The following is a 13,865-nucleotide window of genomic DNA, read 5'->3' as shown; positions in this document are numbered from 1 at the left end:
GACACTGAATCAGCAAGTCTCCGCAAGCTCCTATAACGGAAGAGATTTATTTCAGCCACACAGCGATGCGCTCGACTGCTTCAATGATCTCGGCTTCGGAACCAGCATAGGACATGCGCATCGAGCGATCGCCTTCCAGGGGGTCAAAATCCAGACCTGGCGTCGCGGCAACGTTGATCTCCGCCAGCATCCGCTTGGCGAACGCCATGCTATCATTGGTAAAGCGAGTCACGTCGACATAGGCGTAGAAGGCGCCGTCCATCGGCGATGCAATCGATAGGCCAATTTCCGGCAGACGCTTCAGCAGGAATTCGCGGTTGGCTGAGTAGCTCGCCTTGTACACGTCGAGTTCTGCGCTCGCTCCCAGCGCCGCCGTCGCTGCGATCTGCGAAAGTTCGGGCGGCGAGATGTAGAGGCTTTGCGCAACACGCTCGATCGGACGCACCAGTCGCTCGGGCAGTACCATCCAGCCAACCCGCCAGCCCGTCATGCAATAGTATTTGGAGAAGGAGTTGATAACGATCGCCTCGTCGGTCAATTCCAGCACACTGGTCTCTTCCCCGGCAAACATTAGGCCATGATAGATTTCATCTGAAATGAACGCGATCGAATTGGCCGCGCAATAGTTCGCCAACTCCTGCAGGCCTTGGCGGCCAGTCACAGTGCCCGTCGGGTTGGCGGGGCTCGCCAGAAGAACGCCCTTCAGCTTGACGTTGTTTGCCGCTTGCGCAGCCTCAAGGCTCTCGGGCGTCAACGTGAAATGCGTCTCGGCCGTTACCGGGACCTCTATAACCTTCAGCCCGAGCGCGCCGAGGATGTTGCGATAGGCAGGATAGCCGGGACGGGCAATGGCGACCGCATCACCGGCATCAAACAGGGAGAGAAAGGCGAGATTGAAGCCGGCGGAAGAACCGGTGGTTATTGCGATACGCGCAGGATCAATTTCCAGCCCGTGACGGTCGCGATAATGCCCGGCCAGCGCTTGTTTCAGCCTTGTCGTGCCGAGCGCATCTGTATAGCCGATATTGCCTTCCACAAGCGCCGCCTGCGCCGCTTCGAGCGCAGCGCGCGGAGCCGGATGGGATGGCTGCCCGACAGCCATGGAAATGACCGGGTGACCGCTCGCTCGCCGCTTCGTCGCTTCGGCCAGAACATCCATGGCGTGAAAGGGCTCGACTTCACTGCGTTTGGAAATGGAAAACAAGATCGGGTCTCTCTAACTTTTGCTTGCGGCCAGACAATTGCCGCAATAATCGGATCATCACAATCCCGCGATTGAACAGTGGATACGAAAATACCTGTTTGAAGACGATCGGGCGCACCGTAATTTGGCGACACCGGACTGCCGCCGTTAACCGGGCAGTGTTATCCGGCGCCTAGAAAGATACATACGAACTGCCAAAAACGAGGATATGATGGCCATACTTCCGAAAATCTTCACCGCACTGGCGCTCACCGCCTCGGTCGCCACGGCCTATCCGGCGGCAGCGCTCGATGACGCACAGAAGAAGGAGTTCGGCGAGTTCATCAAGCAGTACCTGATCGAAAATCCGGAGATCATGCTGGACGTTCAGGACGCCCTGCAGAAGAAGCAGGATCAGGCGCGCCTTGTTAAAGCCAACGCGGTGATTGCTGACAACAAGTCAACGATCTTCAATTCGAGATATGACATGACGATCGGCAATCCGAAGGGTGACATCACGATCGTCGAGTTCTTCGACTACAACTGCGGCTATTGCCGCCACGCGCTTTCCGACATGCAGACGATGCTGGAAAAGGACAAGAACGTCCGCTTTGTGCTCAAGGAATTCCCGATCCTAGGGCCGGAATCGGTCGCAGCCCACAAGGTGTCGGATGCATTCCGGAAGCTGGCACCAGAGAAATATAGCCAGTTCCATATTGCACTTCTCGGCAGCGACGGTCGCGCCGATGAAGCCAGCGCGATCGAAGTTGCCGAGTCGCTTGGCGTCAGCGAAAAGCAGATCCGCGACGAGATGGCCAAGAGTTCGAGCGATGCTTCCGTCAAGGAAACCTACCAGCTTGCTCAGAGTCTCGGCATCACAGGTACGCCATCCTATGTAATCGGCAATGAACTGGTTCAAGGCGCGGTTGGCTTCGACGACCTTGAGGCCAAGGTCAAGAACATGCGCGCCTGCGGCAAGACAAGTTGCTGATACGGCGCCCATCAAATCGCCAAAATCGAAGTGTTTCAGCCATGTGGACAAATGTGGCGTGATTCGGGCTGCGCTTTCCAAAGGGCTTTCATTAGGTCCGCTGGGAGTCTATAGGTTGCCGTCTCGCATCTACTGGAACATTCGATGACGCAAACGATATTCGTCCTGAACGGGCCCAATCTGAACATGCTCGGCAAAAGAGAGCCCGGCATCTATGGCGGCAAGACGCTTCAGGATATTGAGGCTGACTGCAAGACGGCCGGGCGCGAGCTCGGCTTCGACATCGATTTTCGCCAAAGCAATCACGAAGGTACGCTCGTTGATTGGTTCCATGAAGCCAACGACAAAGCGGTCGGTGTCGCGATCAATGCAGGCGCCTACACGCATACGTCTGTCGCGCTCCACGATGCAATTCGCGCTATTTCCATCCCGGTGATAGAACTCCATATCTCCAACGTTCATGCGCGGGAAGAATTCCGCCACAAGTCGATGATTGCGCCAGCGGTGAAAGGCGTCATCTGCGGCTTCGGGCCTTACAGCTATATTCTGGCGCTGCATGCGCTGAAGAATCTCACGGCATAAAAAGAAGACAGGGCACATACTCATGGCTGAGAAGAAAAACGGTATCGACCAGGCGCTGATCCGCGACCTCGCGAACATCCTCAACGACACGGATCTCACGGAAATCGAAGTCGAGCAGGACGATCTGCGCATCCGCGTTTCGCGTGCCGGCAACACCCAATACGTCCAGGCTCCGATCGCCGCGCCCGCATTTGCAGCCGCGGCTCCGGCAGTGGCCGCCCCAGCTGCAGCGCCCGCGGCTCCTGCAGCTGCTGCGCGCAACCCTGCAAATACCGTCAGCGCGCCGATGGTCGGCACGGCCTATATGGCTCCGGCTCCGGGCGCACGTCCCTTCATCGAGCTCGGCGCGACCGTCAAGGAAGGCCAGACGCTGCTCATCATCGAAGCGATGAAGACCATGAACCAGATCCCTTCGCCGAAGTCCGGCAAGGTCACCGAAATCCTCGTCGAGGACGGAAGCCCCGTCGAATACGGCCAAGCCCTCGTCGTTATCGAATAAGGCGAGCGTCATGGTCTCGAAAATCCTCATCGCCAATCGCGGGGAAATCGCGCTTCGCGTTCTGCGTGCTTGCAAAGAGCTCGGCATTCCCTGCGTCGTCGTTCACTCGACCGCCGACGCCGATGCCATGCATGTACGCCTGGCCGACGAAAGCGTCTGCATTGGCCCTCCGCCTTCGCGCGACAGCTATCTGAACATCCACCAAATCGTGGCTGCCTGCGAGATCACCGGCGCCGATGCAGTTCATCCGGGCTATGGCTTTCTCTCCGAGAACGCCAAATTTGCGGAAATCCTCGAAGCGCACGGCATCACCTTCATCGGCCCCACGGCGGAACATATCCGCCTCATGGGCGACAAGATCACCGCCAAGACGACGGCGCAGGAACTCGGCATCCCCGTCGTTCCGGGTTCGGACGGCGAGGTGAAGACCGAGGAAGACGCGCTACGGACTGCTACTGAAATCGGCTATCCGGTCCTGATCAAGGCGACTGCCGGCGGCGGCGGACGCGGCATGAAGGTCGCCAAGTCCGAGGCCGACCTGATCGAAGCCTGGTCGACGGCACGCACCGAAGCCGCTGCCGCTTTCGGCAATGATGCTGTCTACATGGAAAAGTACCTTGGCAAGCCGCGCCACATCGAAATCCAGGTGTTCGGCGATGGCGAAGGCAATGCGATCCATCTCGGTGAACGCGACTGCTCGCTGCAGCGCCGCCACCAGAAGGTCTGGGAAGAAGCGAATTCCCCTGCCCTCAACGTCGAACAGCGCATGAAGATCGGCCAAGTTTGTGCCGACGCCATGAAAAAGCTGAAGTATCGCGGCGCGGGCACGATTGAGTTCCTGTACGAGAATGGCGAGTTCTATTTCATCGAAATGAACACCCGCCTGCAGGTCGAGCACCCGATCACTGAAGCGATCACCGGCATCGACCTCGTTCACGAGCAGATCCGCGTCGCGTCCGGCGGCGGACTCTCTGTCAAACAGGAAGACATCAACTTCCACGGCCACGCCATCGAGTGCCGCATCAACGCCGAGGACGCGCGGACCTTCGTGCCCTCGCCCGGCACGATCACGCACTTCCATGCGCCGGGTGGTCTTGGCGTTCGCGTCGATAGCGGCGCTTACCAGGGTTACAAGATCCCGCCCTACTACGACAGCCTCATCGGCAAGCTTATCGTCTTCGGCCGCACGCGCGTCGAATGCATGATGCGCCTGCGTCGCGCGCTCGACGAATTCGTCGTCGACGGCATCAAGACGACGCTTCCGTTGTTCCAGGATCTGGTGGACAATCAGGACATCGCCAACGGCGACTACGATATCCACTGGCTTGAAAACTATCTGGCCAAGAAATCGGCGTAACAGAGAATGGCAGGATCGCGCAGGAAGTCTCCAGGCATAACACCGGAAATCCTCCTGCGCGCCTATTCCATCGGTCTCTTTCCGATGGCCGAATCGGCTGATGACCCAGAAATATTCTGGGTCGAGCCTGATCTTCGCGGCGTCCTGCCGCTCGACGAATTTCACGTTTCCAAAAGCCTCGCCAAGACGATTCGGCGCAAGCCGTTCGAAATCCGCTTCAACTACGATTTCGATGCGGTCATCGCAGCCTGCGCGGCAGAGACCGGGAACAGGCCGAGCACCTGGATCAATCAGACTATCAAGACGCTCTATTCGACGCTGCATCGCATAGGCCATGCCCACACCGTCGAAGCCTGGGACGGCGGCGAGCTTGTCGGCGGGCTATATGGCGTTTCGCTTGGCTCGGCATTCTTCGGCGAAAGCATGTTCTCGCGGCGGACGGACGCCTCGAAGATCTGCCTCGTTCATCTCGTCGAGCGGCTGCGCGCCAAGGGCTTTACTCTGCTCGATACACAGTTCACGACCGAGCACCTGAAGACGTTCGGAGCCATCGATGTTCCGAAGGATGAGTATGCTCACATACTCGCGGCGGCAATGGAATCACCGCACCTCAAATTCTGAGAATTAGTTAGCTGCCTTGTCGGGCGCAGGAACGTCCGAGTTCTGCTTGCAGTCTTTCAGCCAGACGTCATAGATCGGATGCTCGACGGCGTTGAGGCCGGGGCTGTCGGCAAACATCCAACCCGTAAAGATGCGGCGGATCTTGCGGTCGAGCGTGATCTCGTCGACTTCCACGAAACCATCAATCTTCTGCGCTTCGGCCTGATCACGCGAATAGCAGGCCTTCGGCGTGACCTGCAGGGCGCCGAACTGCACGGTCTCGTTGACATATACATCGAAGGTCGTGATGCGACCGGTGATCTTGTCTAGGCCGGAGAAAACGGCGACCGAATTCTCGATGCGGGCAGCGGTAGCGACCTGTGGCAGAAGCGTCGAGCCAAGCACCAGGGAGAGCCCGGCGGCACGCAGGAGCTGGTTCCGCGTGAAAAGCTTCATGTCTGCCCGTCTCCACAGCATCTTAAAATCGGAAGGCCGCAGTCGCTGCGGCCATTCTGCGGGTAATGGTCAATTGTGGCTAAAAGCGGGGCCGGTCAGGCCGCCTGCTTAGTTGCCAGGCGTCCAAGCGTCGTAGTCGCCGGTAACCCGAGGACGCTCGCCAGGAACGACCAGCGAGCCGGGCGGGCGATAAGCCTGTGGCGAACCGGTCGGGTTTGCGCGATGCGGCTTCTGCCATTCCTTGGCGACGTAGTTTTCCTGGCTCGGCGGAACGTTTGTGCGGTGATGCATCCAGCCGTGCCAGCCCGGCGGAATTGCCGAGGCTTCGGCGTAGCCCTTGTAGATCACCCAACGCTTCGGAAGGCCGTAAGACGACATGCCGCCTTCGTAGTAAACATTACCCAATTCGTCTTCACCGACGCGCTTGCCAAAACGCCAGGTCGCGAAACGCGTACCGATCGTCTGACCGTTCCACCAGGTGAAGATTTGCACGAGGAGATTCTTCATGTCTTTTCCTTGAGCTAGCCAGACGGCAAGCGGGACCAGAATTTGATCCCTCGCTTATGCCGCCAGCGATCCGCATTGTCCAGTGATTCCGGCGCCACACCAGCTCATTTCAGCGCCATCTTGAAGCCGAGATGCGATTGCCTGAAGCCGAGCCGCTCGTAGAAACGGTGCGCATCCTTGCGGCTGGCGTTCGAGGTTAGTTGAACAAGGCGCAGGCCGCGACGTTTTGCCTCCGCGATGGCGAACTCGATCATCTGAGCGCCAATGCCCTGCCCACGCATGTCAGCGCGCGTCTGCACCGCTTCGATAATCATCGACGACGAGCCACGACCGACCAGTGACGTCACGATCATCGTCTGGAACGTGCCGACAACCTGTTCCTCGCGTTCGGCGACGTAGAGCGTCTGATCGCGTGACGAGGCGACCCGCTCGAAAGCTCTGAGATAATCGCCCAAGGCTTCGGTAGCAGTCGTATCGCCGTGACCGCCGAGATCATCAGAGGCAAAGATCGCGACAAGCGCAGCAACGTCAGCGCTACGCGCCTCGCGAATGATGGTTTTGCTCATGATTGGCTAGCGCAGTTCGAGAGTTTTTTCGAGGATCAGTGTCGGGATGCCGGATTGTCCCGGCCCGTCATTTTCGTTGCGACCGACATCCTCGAAGCCATGGGCATGATAGAAGGCGATTGCCGTAGTGTTCCGTGGCTCGACCTCGAGGCGCATGATCTCGGCGTCGGGAAAGCAGGTTTCCAGCTCGGCAAAAATCTCGCGCCCGATGCCCTGGCGATGCAGCGGCGGTCGGACATATAGCAGATGGAGCATGACGGTCTTCGTCATTTCATCCGACATGGCGGCATAGCCGACCCCGCCGATATCCTTGCCGTTGTCGGCAACGAGGAACTCTGCATTCTTCTTCGCCAGGCGCGCCTGCAGCGCCGCCGGCGAAAACAGATGCGCAATGAGCTCTTTCACCTTCGCTTCGCCGTAGAGGCCAGCGTAAGTCGCGCGAAAGCCCTCATCCAGCAAAGTGCGCATCTTGCTAAGATCACCCTCGCTGGCAGTGCGCACGAAATACACGGTCCCTACTCCTCGATGCCGAGCTTCGCCTTCACGAGAGCCTGGACGGCCTGCGGGTTTGCTTTGCCGCCGGTCGCCTTCATGACCTGACCGACAAACCAGCCGGCAAGAGTCGGCTTGGCCTGAACCTTTGCGACCTGATCGGGGTTGGCGGCGATAATTTCGTCCACGGCCCGTTCGATCGCACCAGTATCGGTCACCTGTTTCATGCCGCGGGTTTCGACAATCTCGGCCGGATCGCCGCCCTCATTCAGCACGATTTCGAACAGGTCCTTCGCGATCTTTCCGGAAATAGTCTCCGCTTTGATGAGGTCAATGATCGCACCAAGCTGAGCCGGCGAAACAGACGTCTCTTCGATGCTCTTGCCGGTCCTGTTCAGCGCACCGAGCAGATCGTTGATGACCCAGTTGGCGGCTGTCTTGCCATCGCGGCCCTCAGCCACGGCTTCGAAATAGTCGGCGATCGCCTTTTCCGAGACGAGAACGGAAGCGTCGTAGACCGAGAGGCCGAGTTCGCGCACGAAGCGCTCCTTCTTGTCGTCGGGCAATTCCGGAAGGTCGGCTTCGAGCGCCTTGACGAAGGCATCGTCGAACTCGAGCGGCAGCAGGTCCGGATCCGGGAAGTAACGGTAGTCGTGCGCATCTTCCTTGGAACGCATTGAACGCGTCTCGCCCTTGTTCGGGTCGAAAAGACGGGTCTCCTGCTCGATCGAGCCACCGTCCTCGAGAACGCCGATCTGGCGGCGGGCTTCGTATTCGATCGCCTGACCGATGAAGCGGATGGAGTTGACGTTCTTGATCTCGCAACGCGTGCCGAAGCCTTCGCCCGGGCGGCGGACGGAGACGTTGACGTCGGCGCGCATCGAGCCCTCGTCCATGTTACCGTCGCAGGTGCCGAGGTAGCGTACGATCGAGCGCAACTTCGTCATGTAGGCCTTGGCTTCATCGGAAGAGCGCATGTCAGGCTTGGAGACGATCTCCATCAGCGCAACACCCGAGCGGTTGAGGTCAACGTAGGACATCGTGGCATGCTGGTCGTGCAGCGACTTGCCGGCGTCCTGCTCCAGATGCAGGCGCTCGATGCCGATCTCGATGTCCTCGAACTGCCCCTGACGATCCGGGCCGAGCGAGATGATGATCTTGCCTTCGCCGACGATCGGATCCTTGAACTGCGAGATCTGATAGCCCTGCGGCAGGTCTGGATAGAAATAGTTCTTGCGGTCGAAGATCGAGCGCTTGTTGATCTGCGCCTTCAGGCCGAGACCGGTGCGGACCGCCTGGGCGACGCATTCCTCATTGATGACGGGCAGCATGCCGGGCATCGCGGCATCGACGAGCGAAACGTTGGAATTCTGCGGCTTGCCGAATTCGGTCGCGGCACCCGAGAACAGCTTCGAATTCGACAGCACCTGCGCATGGACTTCCATGCCGATGATGACTTCCCAATCGCCAGTGGCGCCGGGAATGAAGCGTTTCGGATCAGGCGTGCGAACGTCGACAATGGTCATTGGGATGCTCTTTTTGAGGCTGTTCTTTTCAACTGGTGAGGTAACGGAAATGGCTTGCCGGTGCAAGGCTTTCGGCTGTGCGTCGCAGCGACGCCAGCCGGTTTGGCGCGTGTTAACTCAATGTCGCTAGCGTGACCCGCATGACGACAGCGGATATTTTCAAGATCATCGCGCTTTTCATGGCACTGAATGCCTTCGTGTTCTCGGTCTATTTTCTCGACAAGCAGGCCGCTCGCCACCATTGGAGGCGGACCAGCGAAAAGACCTTACTGACGCTTGCATTGGTTGGCGGCAGTCTAGGCGCCGTTTGCGCGCAGAAACTGCTACGTCACAAGACACAGAAAGAGCCGTTCCGCTCGATCCTGAGGGCCATCGTCGTCTTTCATGCCGCAGCCGCTCTGCTGTTATCGGCCGCCCTCGGTTACGTCGTACTAGGCTAAGGCTAGGCCGTATGTGCCGTCATCCGCGGCTTCCAGAGACTTTGACAGACCGACGGACGGCACATCACGATCGAGCTTGGGATTGTAGACGATCGATAGCCAATGAATTGTGTATCCCCGCTTCTGGAAGAAGCCGATCGCTTCGGAGTTCCCTGAGTGCGTCTGCATCATCGCCGTATCGAGGCCCTGCGCGGCGATGTCTTTTTCGATATTTTGCAAGAGCGCCGTCCCAAGACCATGACCGGTGAAGGCGGGATCGATCCAGAAATCTGAAATCTTCTCGTCGAGGGTCTCGCGCGCTGCCCATCCGGCCGGATGTCCGTTCCATTCGATGACGGTGACGGTGATCCAGCTACTTGCGACGAAATTGAAGAAGGCGCTCCGCGCGGCATCGACCATAGCATCCCCTTCGCCGATGGATGCCATCGCCTTCTGCCAGGCCCTCACTCCGATCTCGCTCAGGAGTTCCGCTTCGTCTTCGCGGGCATTGCGAATATGGATCAACGGTACCTCCGCGTTTCCACTGAAGTAAAACACCGAATCACCGCATTATCAAAGCCTCGCGTTAGGCGCGTGGCTCGTTGCAAGATCCCCCATCGGTTGCAAGAAACTTGACGGGATGTCGAGCAGCCGATATGACGACCACATGTTGAACTTGTCTTCTCAGACCCGGTAGAGGCCCCTGCCCGCAGGTTTTGCTTGCGCGCACGGGCCCGAAAAGAACGAAGCCCTGACGTCCGATCGGACGCCAGATCGTTTTTGTACGCCCTAGGGCGCTACCACCGGATCAACATTCCATGGATATTTCACGTACGGAGCAGCGTATCCTGCACCTATTGGCCCAGGGTGGCCGCATTGAAATCGAACGCTACGAAAACCGAAAGATCGAGGCGGTGAAGTGCTTCACACGCGATGGCTGGGTTTATCCCGGCTTCGGCCTCGAGCTGTTTCGCAAGCTGAAGCAGAAGCGGGCCATCAAGTCCTCGGGCGGCAGACCCTATCGCATCACCGAACGGGGATTGGTTCTGGTGAGAGCGGAACAGGATAACAGGTAGCTTTTCGATTTTGGCCGCGCATCGCTTCGGCGCGCGGCTTTTCTTAACGATGGGTGGAAAGCTCGGCCCTCATCGCTGACCACTCCTCGGCCACCGTGCCGTTCTCGCGGCGCTTGCCCGCTCGCCGGTACCAGTAGTCCGAATTCCAGTCGTCGCCTTCGATACGGTGGCAGAGCGCGTGCCCCCAGTCGAAAGGCGCCTCACCTTCATGCGCCTGGCAGATCTCGTGAACGGCCTGCCATTCCGCACCCATCGTGAAACCCACCGCCGCGAGGCAGTCGAACGCTTCGATCATATCCGCCAGATTCTGTTTGGACATTAGCCTCCTCCCGAGATTGCGGCCTTAGCCGAGACGCTTCTCCAGATGCACCTTTTCGAGCGGAATACCGAGTGCCGCATCGAACTTCTCATCACGCCAGATGATCGAGAAACCCGCTCGCTCGTAGAGCCGGATGGCGCCGGCATTGGTAGCTCGGGTGTCGATTTTTGCAACCTTGAAGCCGTCGGCGGCAATGCGTTCAATGAAATAGCGAATAAGGGCGGAGCCGATGCCACGGCCCTGGCAAGCGGGATCGATCCAGATGTCCGATATGTGATTGGGCTCGTTTTCCCGGCCGCCCCAGCCGACTATCCTGCCTTCGAGTTCAGCGACGGCGACATCGCCCTTTGCCGCAGCGGGATAATCGAAGAATGCTTTGCGGGCATGTTCGATGACGTGTGCCTGGTGGAAGCCAACCTCTTTGGCGCCGCTGGATTTCCAGGCCGTAAAACCGACTTCGCCGACCATGTGATGGTCGGCGACGGTCATTTTCCGGACTTTAAGCTCGCTTACCACCACTTGGCGGGCGTGAACTTGCCTGCCGCCTGTTCGATCACATGCGCCGTCTTGAACAGCGTCTCTTCGTCGAAGGGCTTGCCGATCAGCTGCAGGCCGAGCGGGAGGCCCTTGTGGTCGAGACCAGCCGGAACGGCAATGCCCGGCAAACCGGCCATGTTCACCGTTACGGTGAAGATGTCGTTCAGGTACATCTTCACCGGATCGGAAGCGAGATTTTCGTCAGCGACGCCGAAAGCCGACGACGGGGTCGCGGGCGTCAGGATCGCGTCGACACCGGCATTGAACGCCAGTTCGAAGTCACGCTTGATCAGCGTGCGGACCTTCTGGGCCTTGATGTAGTAGGCGTCGTAGTAGCCGGCGGACAGAACGTAGGTGCCGATCATGATGCGGCGCTTGACTTCCTTGCCGAAGCCGGCAGCACGCGTCCTTTCATACATGTCGACGATGTCCTTGCCATCGACGCGCAGGCCGTAGCGGACGCCGTCATAGCGCGCGAGGTTCGACGAGGCCTCCGCCGGAGCGACGATGTAGTAGGCCGGCAGGGCATACTTGGTGTGCGGCAGCGAGATGTTGACGATCTCGGCGCCGGCATCCTTCAGCCAGGCAATACCCTGCTGCCAGAGCGTTTCGATCTCCTCCGGCATACCGTCGACGCGGTACTCGTTCGGAATGCCGATTTTCATGCCCTTCAACGACCGACCGAGCGCCGCCTCATAATCAGGAACCGGCAGGTCGACCGAGGTCGTGTCCTTGGGATCGACCGACGCCATCGACTTCAGCAGGATCGCGGCATCGCGTACGTCGCGCGCAATCGGGCCGGCCTGATCGAGCGAGGATGCGAAGGCGACCGTACCCCAGCGCGAGCAGCGACCATAGGTCGGCTTGATGCCGACCGTGCCGGTGAAAGCGGCAGGCTGGCGGATTGAGCCGCCCGTGTCGGTTGCCGTGGCGCCAGCGCAAAGGTGGGCTGCAACGGCAGCCGCCGAGCCGCCCGAGGAACCGCCAGGTACCAGCTGCTGATTGGAGCCAGCCGACCGCCAGGGATTGATCACCGCCCCGTAATAGGAGGTTTCATTGGAAGAGCCCATGGCGAACTCGTCCATGTTGAGCTTGCCGAGCATAACGGCGCCATCGTCCCACAGGTTCTGCGTGACTGTTGACTCGTAGTGCGGCTTGAAACCATCGAGGATGTGGCTGCAGGCCTGGGTATGAATGCCCTCGGTGGCAAACAGATCCTTGATACCGAGCGGGATGCCTTCGAGCTCGCCGCCCTTGCCGCCGGCGAGCCGTGCGTCGGAGGCTTCCGCCATCTGCAACGCCTTCTCGGGCGTGACCTTGATATAGGCGTTGAGCTTGTCGTTGGCCGCTTCGATCGCCGAAATATAAGCTTCGGCCAGTTCGGTCGCTTTGATTTCCTTGGCGCGCAGCTTCGTGCGGGCTTCGGCAATGGTCAGGCTGGTGAGTTCGCTCATGGTAATTCGCTTCAAATCTGGAATGGCAACGGAGGTCGGAAAGCGGCGAAAGCCTTATTCGACGACTTTGGGTACCAGGAAGAAATTCTGATCGGTGACAGGCGCATTCGAGACGATGTCGGCGGCCTTGTTACCATCGGTCACGTCGTCCGTGCGCTTCTTCATCTCCATCGGCGTAACCGATGTCATTGCCTCGACGCCCTCAACATCGACCTCGGAGAGCTGTTCGACGAAGCCGAGGATGCCATTCAGCTCACCCACCATGCGATTTGCCTCTTCTTCGGAGACGGCAATACGGGCAAGGCGCGCTACGCGCTTAACGGTGGCAAAGTCGACGGACATGGTATTCTCCGGATAGGATTTTTCCTACCCGCTATAAAGGCCATGCCCGCTATGCGCAACGGGCATGGCCTTTGGATAGCGTAGAATTCCGCCTCCAAAATCGAAGCGATTTCGGTAGACCTAGAGAGAAAAGCTTTCGCCCGGCTTCGGCGTCTTCACCGCTGTCTTCGATCCCTCCATGCCGGAGACGAACTTCTCAGGCGTCGGGTCGATGATCGGGAAGGTGCCATAGTGACAGGGAATGGCCGTCTTGAAGTTGAAGTAGCGCTGGCAGGCGAGTGCCGCCACCGCGCCGCCCATGGTGAAGCGGTCACCGACCGGCACGAAGCCGATATCCGGCTGATGCAGTTCGTTGATCAGCGCCATGTCCGAAAAGATGTCGGTATCGCCCATGGCCAGAATAGAAGCTTCCTCATCGAAGTGCAGCATCAGGCCGTTGGCATTGCCGAGGGCGTGTGAAACGCCGTCCTCGGTGATCTGCGCGGATGAATGCAGCGCATTGGTAAAGGTCGCAGAGAAACCGTCGAACGAAATCGTACCGCCGGTGTTGCCCGCTTCGATTTTCTTCAGGCCTTTCGAGCCCAGCCAGGCGGCAAGATCGGCGTTTGCGAGAACGACGGCGCCGGTCTCCTTGGCAAGTGCTACGGTATCGCCGACATGATCGCCGTGACCGTGCGTCAGCAGGATATGGGTGACACCGCTCGCGACATCCTTTGCATTCTGCCCTGCAAAGGACGGATTGTGCGTGAGAAACGGATCCAGCAGGATTTTCGCCTTTCCGATCTCGATACGGAAAGCGGAATGACCAAGCCAAGTGATCTTCATGAAAATTCTCCAATGAAAGAACACAAGGGACAAAACACCGCCATTTGCCGGCTTCTCCTTGGGTTCGGTTATGGTTTGACCGGCGCTTTTGCCGATCGGCTAAATCTTCTCCGTCCGCTGGACAGGTTGTTTGC

General features: G+C 58.9%; 19 protein-coding genes. 7 read left to right on the top strand and 12 right to left on the bottom strand.

Translation table 11 applies throughout. The features are described from left to right. Positions 1-46: 46 nt before the first annotated feature. Entirely contained in the window at positions 47-1,204 is a 1,158-nt protein-coding gene (locus ATY80_RS23565) for an aminotransferase class I/II-fold pyridoxal phosphate-dependent enzyme (RefSeq protein WP_088694736.1), read from the bottom strand. A 211-nt stretch (positions 1,205-1,415) separates the two neighbouring features. Here ATY80_RS23565 and ATY80_RS23560 point away from each other — a divergent pair, with 211 nt between their 5' ends. The 5 genes from ATY80_RS23560 (at position 1,416) to aat (ending at position 5,233) form a co-directional block, all read left to right on the top strand. Then, a complete protein-coding gene (locus tag ATY80_RS23560; protein ID WP_088694735.1) occupies positions 1,416-2,174 on the top strand; it encodes a DsbA family protein in 759 nt (252 codons plus the stop codon). A gap of 144 nt (positions 2,175-2,318) precedes the next feature. Next, positions 2,319-2,756, top strand: coding sequence for a type II 3-dehydroquinate dehydratase (aroQ, locus tag ATY80_RS23555; protein ID WP_088694734.1), 438 nt, complete (start codon positions 2,319-2,321; stop codon positions 2,754-2,756). 22 nt (positions 2,757-2,778) lie between these two features. After that, a complete protein-coding gene (accB, locus tag ATY80_RS23550) occupies positions 2,779-3,255 on the top strand; it encodes an acetyl-CoA carboxylase biotin carboxyl carrier protein (RefSeq protein ID WP_088694733.1) in 477 nt (158 codons plus the stop codon). Between the two features lie 10 nt (positions 3,256-3,265). Beyond that, positions 3,266-4,612 carry an acetyl-CoA carboxylase biotin carboxylase subunit gene (accC, locus tag ATY80_RS23545; RefSeq protein WP_088694732.1) on the top strand — a complete coding sequence of 449 codons (1,347 nt, stop codon included), beginning with the start codon at positions 3,266-3,268 and terminating at the stop codon, positions 4,610-4,612. 6 nt (positions 4,613-4,618) lie between these two features. After that, positions 4,619-5,233 (top strand): leucyl/phenylalanyl-tRNA--protein transferase, encoded by a 615-nt coding sequence (gene aat / locus ATY80_RS23540; RefSeq protein WP_088694731.1) that lies wholly within the window; start codon positions 4,619-4,621, stop codon positions 5,231-5,233. 3 nt (positions 5,234-5,236) lie between these two features. On the opposite strand, the gene ATY80_RS23535 is transcribed toward aat, so the two are convergent. The 5 genes from ATY80_RS23535 to gatB all read right to left on the bottom strand — a co-directional run bounded on the left by ATY80_RS23535 (position 5,237) and on the right by gatB (position 8,759). Then, a complete protein-coding gene (locus ATY80_RS23535; protein WP_088694730.1) occupies positions 5,237-5,668 on the bottom strand; it encodes a DUF2155 domain-containing protein in 432 nt (143 codons plus the stop codon). A 108-nt stretch (positions 5,669-5,776) separates the two neighbouring features. After that, the gene (locus ATY80_RS23530; RefSeq protein ID WP_007792741.1) at positions 5,777-6,175 is read right to left on the bottom strand and encodes an NADH:ubiquinone oxidoreductase subunit NDUFA12; all 399 of its coding nucleotides are present in this window, start codon (positions 6,173-6,175) and stop codon (positions 5,777-5,779) included. Between the two features lie 104 nt (positions 6,176-6,279). Next, entirely contained in the window at positions 6,280-6,741 is a 462-nt protein-coding gene (locus ATY80_RS23525) for a GNAT family N-acetyltransferase (RefSeq protein ID WP_088694729.1), read from the bottom strand. A 6-nt stretch (positions 6,742-6,747) separates the two neighbouring features. Continuing rightward, on the bottom strand, positions 6,748-7,251 hold the full coding sequence (locus ATY80_RS23520) for a GNAT family N-acetyltransferase (protein WP_088694728.1): 504 nt from the start codon (positions 7,249-7,251) through the stop codon (positions 6,748-6,750). Positions 7,252-7,256: 5 nt separating this feature from the next. Further along, entirely contained in the window at positions 7,257-8,759 is a 1,503-nt protein-coding gene (gene gatB, locus ATY80_RS23515) for an Asp-tRNA(Asn)/Glu-tRNA(Gln) amidotransferase subunit GatB (protein ID WP_088694727.1), read from the bottom strand. Positions 8,760-8,899: 140 nt separating this feature from the next. On the opposite strand from gatB, the gene ATY80_RS23510 reads away from it, so the two are divergent. After that, positions 8,900-9,199 (top strand): DUF1294 domain-containing protein, encoded by a 300-nt coding sequence (locus tag ATY80_RS23510; RefSeq protein WP_088694726.1) that lies wholly within the window; start codon positions 8,900-8,902, stop codon positions 9,197-9,199. Here the strand turns inward: ATY80_RS23510 and ATY80_RS23505 are convergent. Next, entirely contained in the window at positions 9,191-9,703 is a 513-nt protein-coding gene (locus ATY80_RS23505) for a GNAT family N-acetyltransferase (protein WP_088694725.1), read from the bottom strand. The genes ATY80_RS23510 and ATY80_RS23505 overlap by 9 nt on opposite strands. A 293-nt stretch (positions 9,704-9,996) precedes the next feature. Between ATY80_RS23505 and ATY80_RS23500 the strand changes: the two genes are divergently transcribed. After that, positions 9,997-10,254, top strand: coding sequence for a YjhX family toxin (locus ATY80_RS23500; protein ID WP_088694724.1), 258 nt, complete (start codon positions 9,997-9,999; stop codon positions 10,252-10,254). A gap of 43 nt (positions 10,255-10,297) precedes the next feature. Here the strand turns inward: ATY80_RS23500 and ATY80_RS23495 are convergent, their stop codons facing one another. The 5 genes from ATY80_RS23495 to ATY80_RS23475 form a co-directional block, all read right to left on the bottom strand. Continuing rightward, positions 10,298-10,573, bottom strand: a complete 276-nt coding sequence (locus ATY80_RS23495; protein WP_088694723.1) for a hypothetical protein — start codon at positions 10,571-10,573, stop codon at positions 10,298-10,300. 24 nt (positions 10,574-10,597) lie between these two features. Beyond that, positions 10,598-11,062 carry a GNAT family N-acetyltransferase gene (locus tag ATY80_RS23490; RefSeq protein ID WP_088694722.1) on the bottom strand — a complete coding sequence of 155 codons (465 nt, stop codon included), beginning with the start codon at positions 11,060-11,062 and terminating at the stop codon, positions 10,598-10,600. A 20-nt stretch (positions 11,063-11,082) separates the two neighbouring features. Then, positions 11,083-12,564, bottom strand: a complete 1,482-nt coding sequence (gene gatA, locus ATY80_RS23485) for an Asp-tRNA(Asn)/Glu-tRNA(Gln) amidotransferase subunit GatA (RefSeq protein WP_088694721.1) — start codon at positions 12,562-12,564, stop codon at positions 11,083-11,085. 54 nt (positions 12,565-12,618) lie between these two features. Then, positions 12,619-12,906 (bottom strand): Asp-tRNA(Asn)/Glu-tRNA(Gln) amidotransferase subunit GatC, encoded by a 288-nt coding sequence (gene gatC / locus ATY80_RS23480; RefSeq protein ID WP_088694720.1) that lies wholly within the window; start codon positions 12,904-12,906, stop codon positions 12,619-12,621. A gap of 120 nt (positions 12,907-13,026) precedes the next feature. Further along, the gene (locus ATY80_RS23475; protein WP_088694719.1) at positions 13,027-13,731 is read right to left on the bottom strand and encodes a metal-dependent hydrolase; all 705 of its coding nucleotides are present in this window, start codon (positions 13,729-13,731) and stop codon (positions 13,027-13,029) included. Positions 13,732-13,865 lie beyond the last annotated feature (134 nt).

The sequence above is a fragment of the Rhizobium sp. R711 genome, from assembly GCF_002211365.1.
Classification (GTDB): Bacteria; Pseudomonadota; Alphaproteobacteria; order Rhizobiales; family Rhizobiaceae; genus Rhizobium.
The sequence above is the reverse complement of the archived record's forward strand: the minus strand, read 5'-3'. Positions and strand labels throughout refer to the sequence as shown.

Coding starts and splice junctions, on each gene's coding strand:
- ATY80_RS23525 (WP_088694729.1), bottom strand. CDS start 6,741: ATGAGCAAAACCATCATTCGCGAGGCGCGTAGCGCTGACGTTGCTGCG.
- ATY80_RS23500 (WP_088694724.1), top strand. CDS start 9,997: ATGGATATTTCACGTACGGAGCAGCGTATCCTGCACCTATTGGCCCAG.
- accC (WP_088694732.1), top strand. CDS start 3,266: ATGGTCTCGAAAATCCTCATCGCCAATCGCGGGGAAATCGCGCTTCGC.
- aat (WP_088694731.1), top strand. CDS start 4,619: ATGGCAGGATCGCGCAGGAAGTCTCCAGGCATAACACCGGAAATCCTC.
- aroQ (WP_088694734.1), top strand. CDS start 2,319: ATGACGCAAACGATATTCGTCCTGAACGGGCCCAATCTGAACATGCTC.
- accB (WP_088694733.1), top strand. CDS start 2,779: ATGGCTGAGAAGAAAAACGGTATCGACCAGGCGCTGATCCGCGACCTC.
- ATY80_RS23490 (WP_088694722.1), bottom strand. CDS start 11,062: ATGACCGTCGCCGACCATCACATGGTCGGCGAAGTCGGTTTTACGGCC.
- ATY80_RS23495 (WP_088694723.1), bottom strand. CDS start 10,573: ATGTCCAAACAGAATCTGGCGGATATGATCGAAGCGTTCGACTGCCTC.
- gatA (WP_088694721.1), bottom strand. CDS start 12,564: ATGAGCGAACTCACCAGCCTGACCATTGCCGAAGCCCGCACGAAGCTG.
- gatB (WP_088694727.1), bottom strand. CDS start 8,759: ATGACCATTGTCGACGTTCGCACGCCTGATCCGAAACGCTTCATTCCC.
- gatC (WP_088694720.1), bottom strand. CDS start 12,906: ATGTCCGTCGACTTTGCCACCGTTAAGCGCGTAGCGCGCCTTGCCCGT.
- ATY80_RS23510 (WP_088694726.1), top strand. CDS start 8,900: ATGACGACAGCGGATATTTTCAAGATCATCGCGCTTTTCATGGCACTG.
- ATY80_RS23475 (WP_088694719.1), bottom strand. CDS start 13,731: ATGAAGATCACTTGGCTTGGTCATTCCGCTTTCCGTATCGAGATCGGA.
- ATY80_RS23535 (WP_088694730.1), bottom strand. CDS start 5,668: ATGAAGCTTTTCACGCGGAACCAGCTCCTGCGTGCCGCCGGGCTCTCC.
- ATY80_RS23530 (WP_007792741.1), bottom strand. CDS start 6,175: ATGAAGAATCTCCTCGTGCAAATCTTCACCTGGTGGAACGGTCAGACG.
- ATY80_RS23560 (WP_088694735.1), top strand. CDS start 1,416: ATGGCCATACTTCCGAAAATCTTCACCGCACTGGCGCTCACCGCCTCG.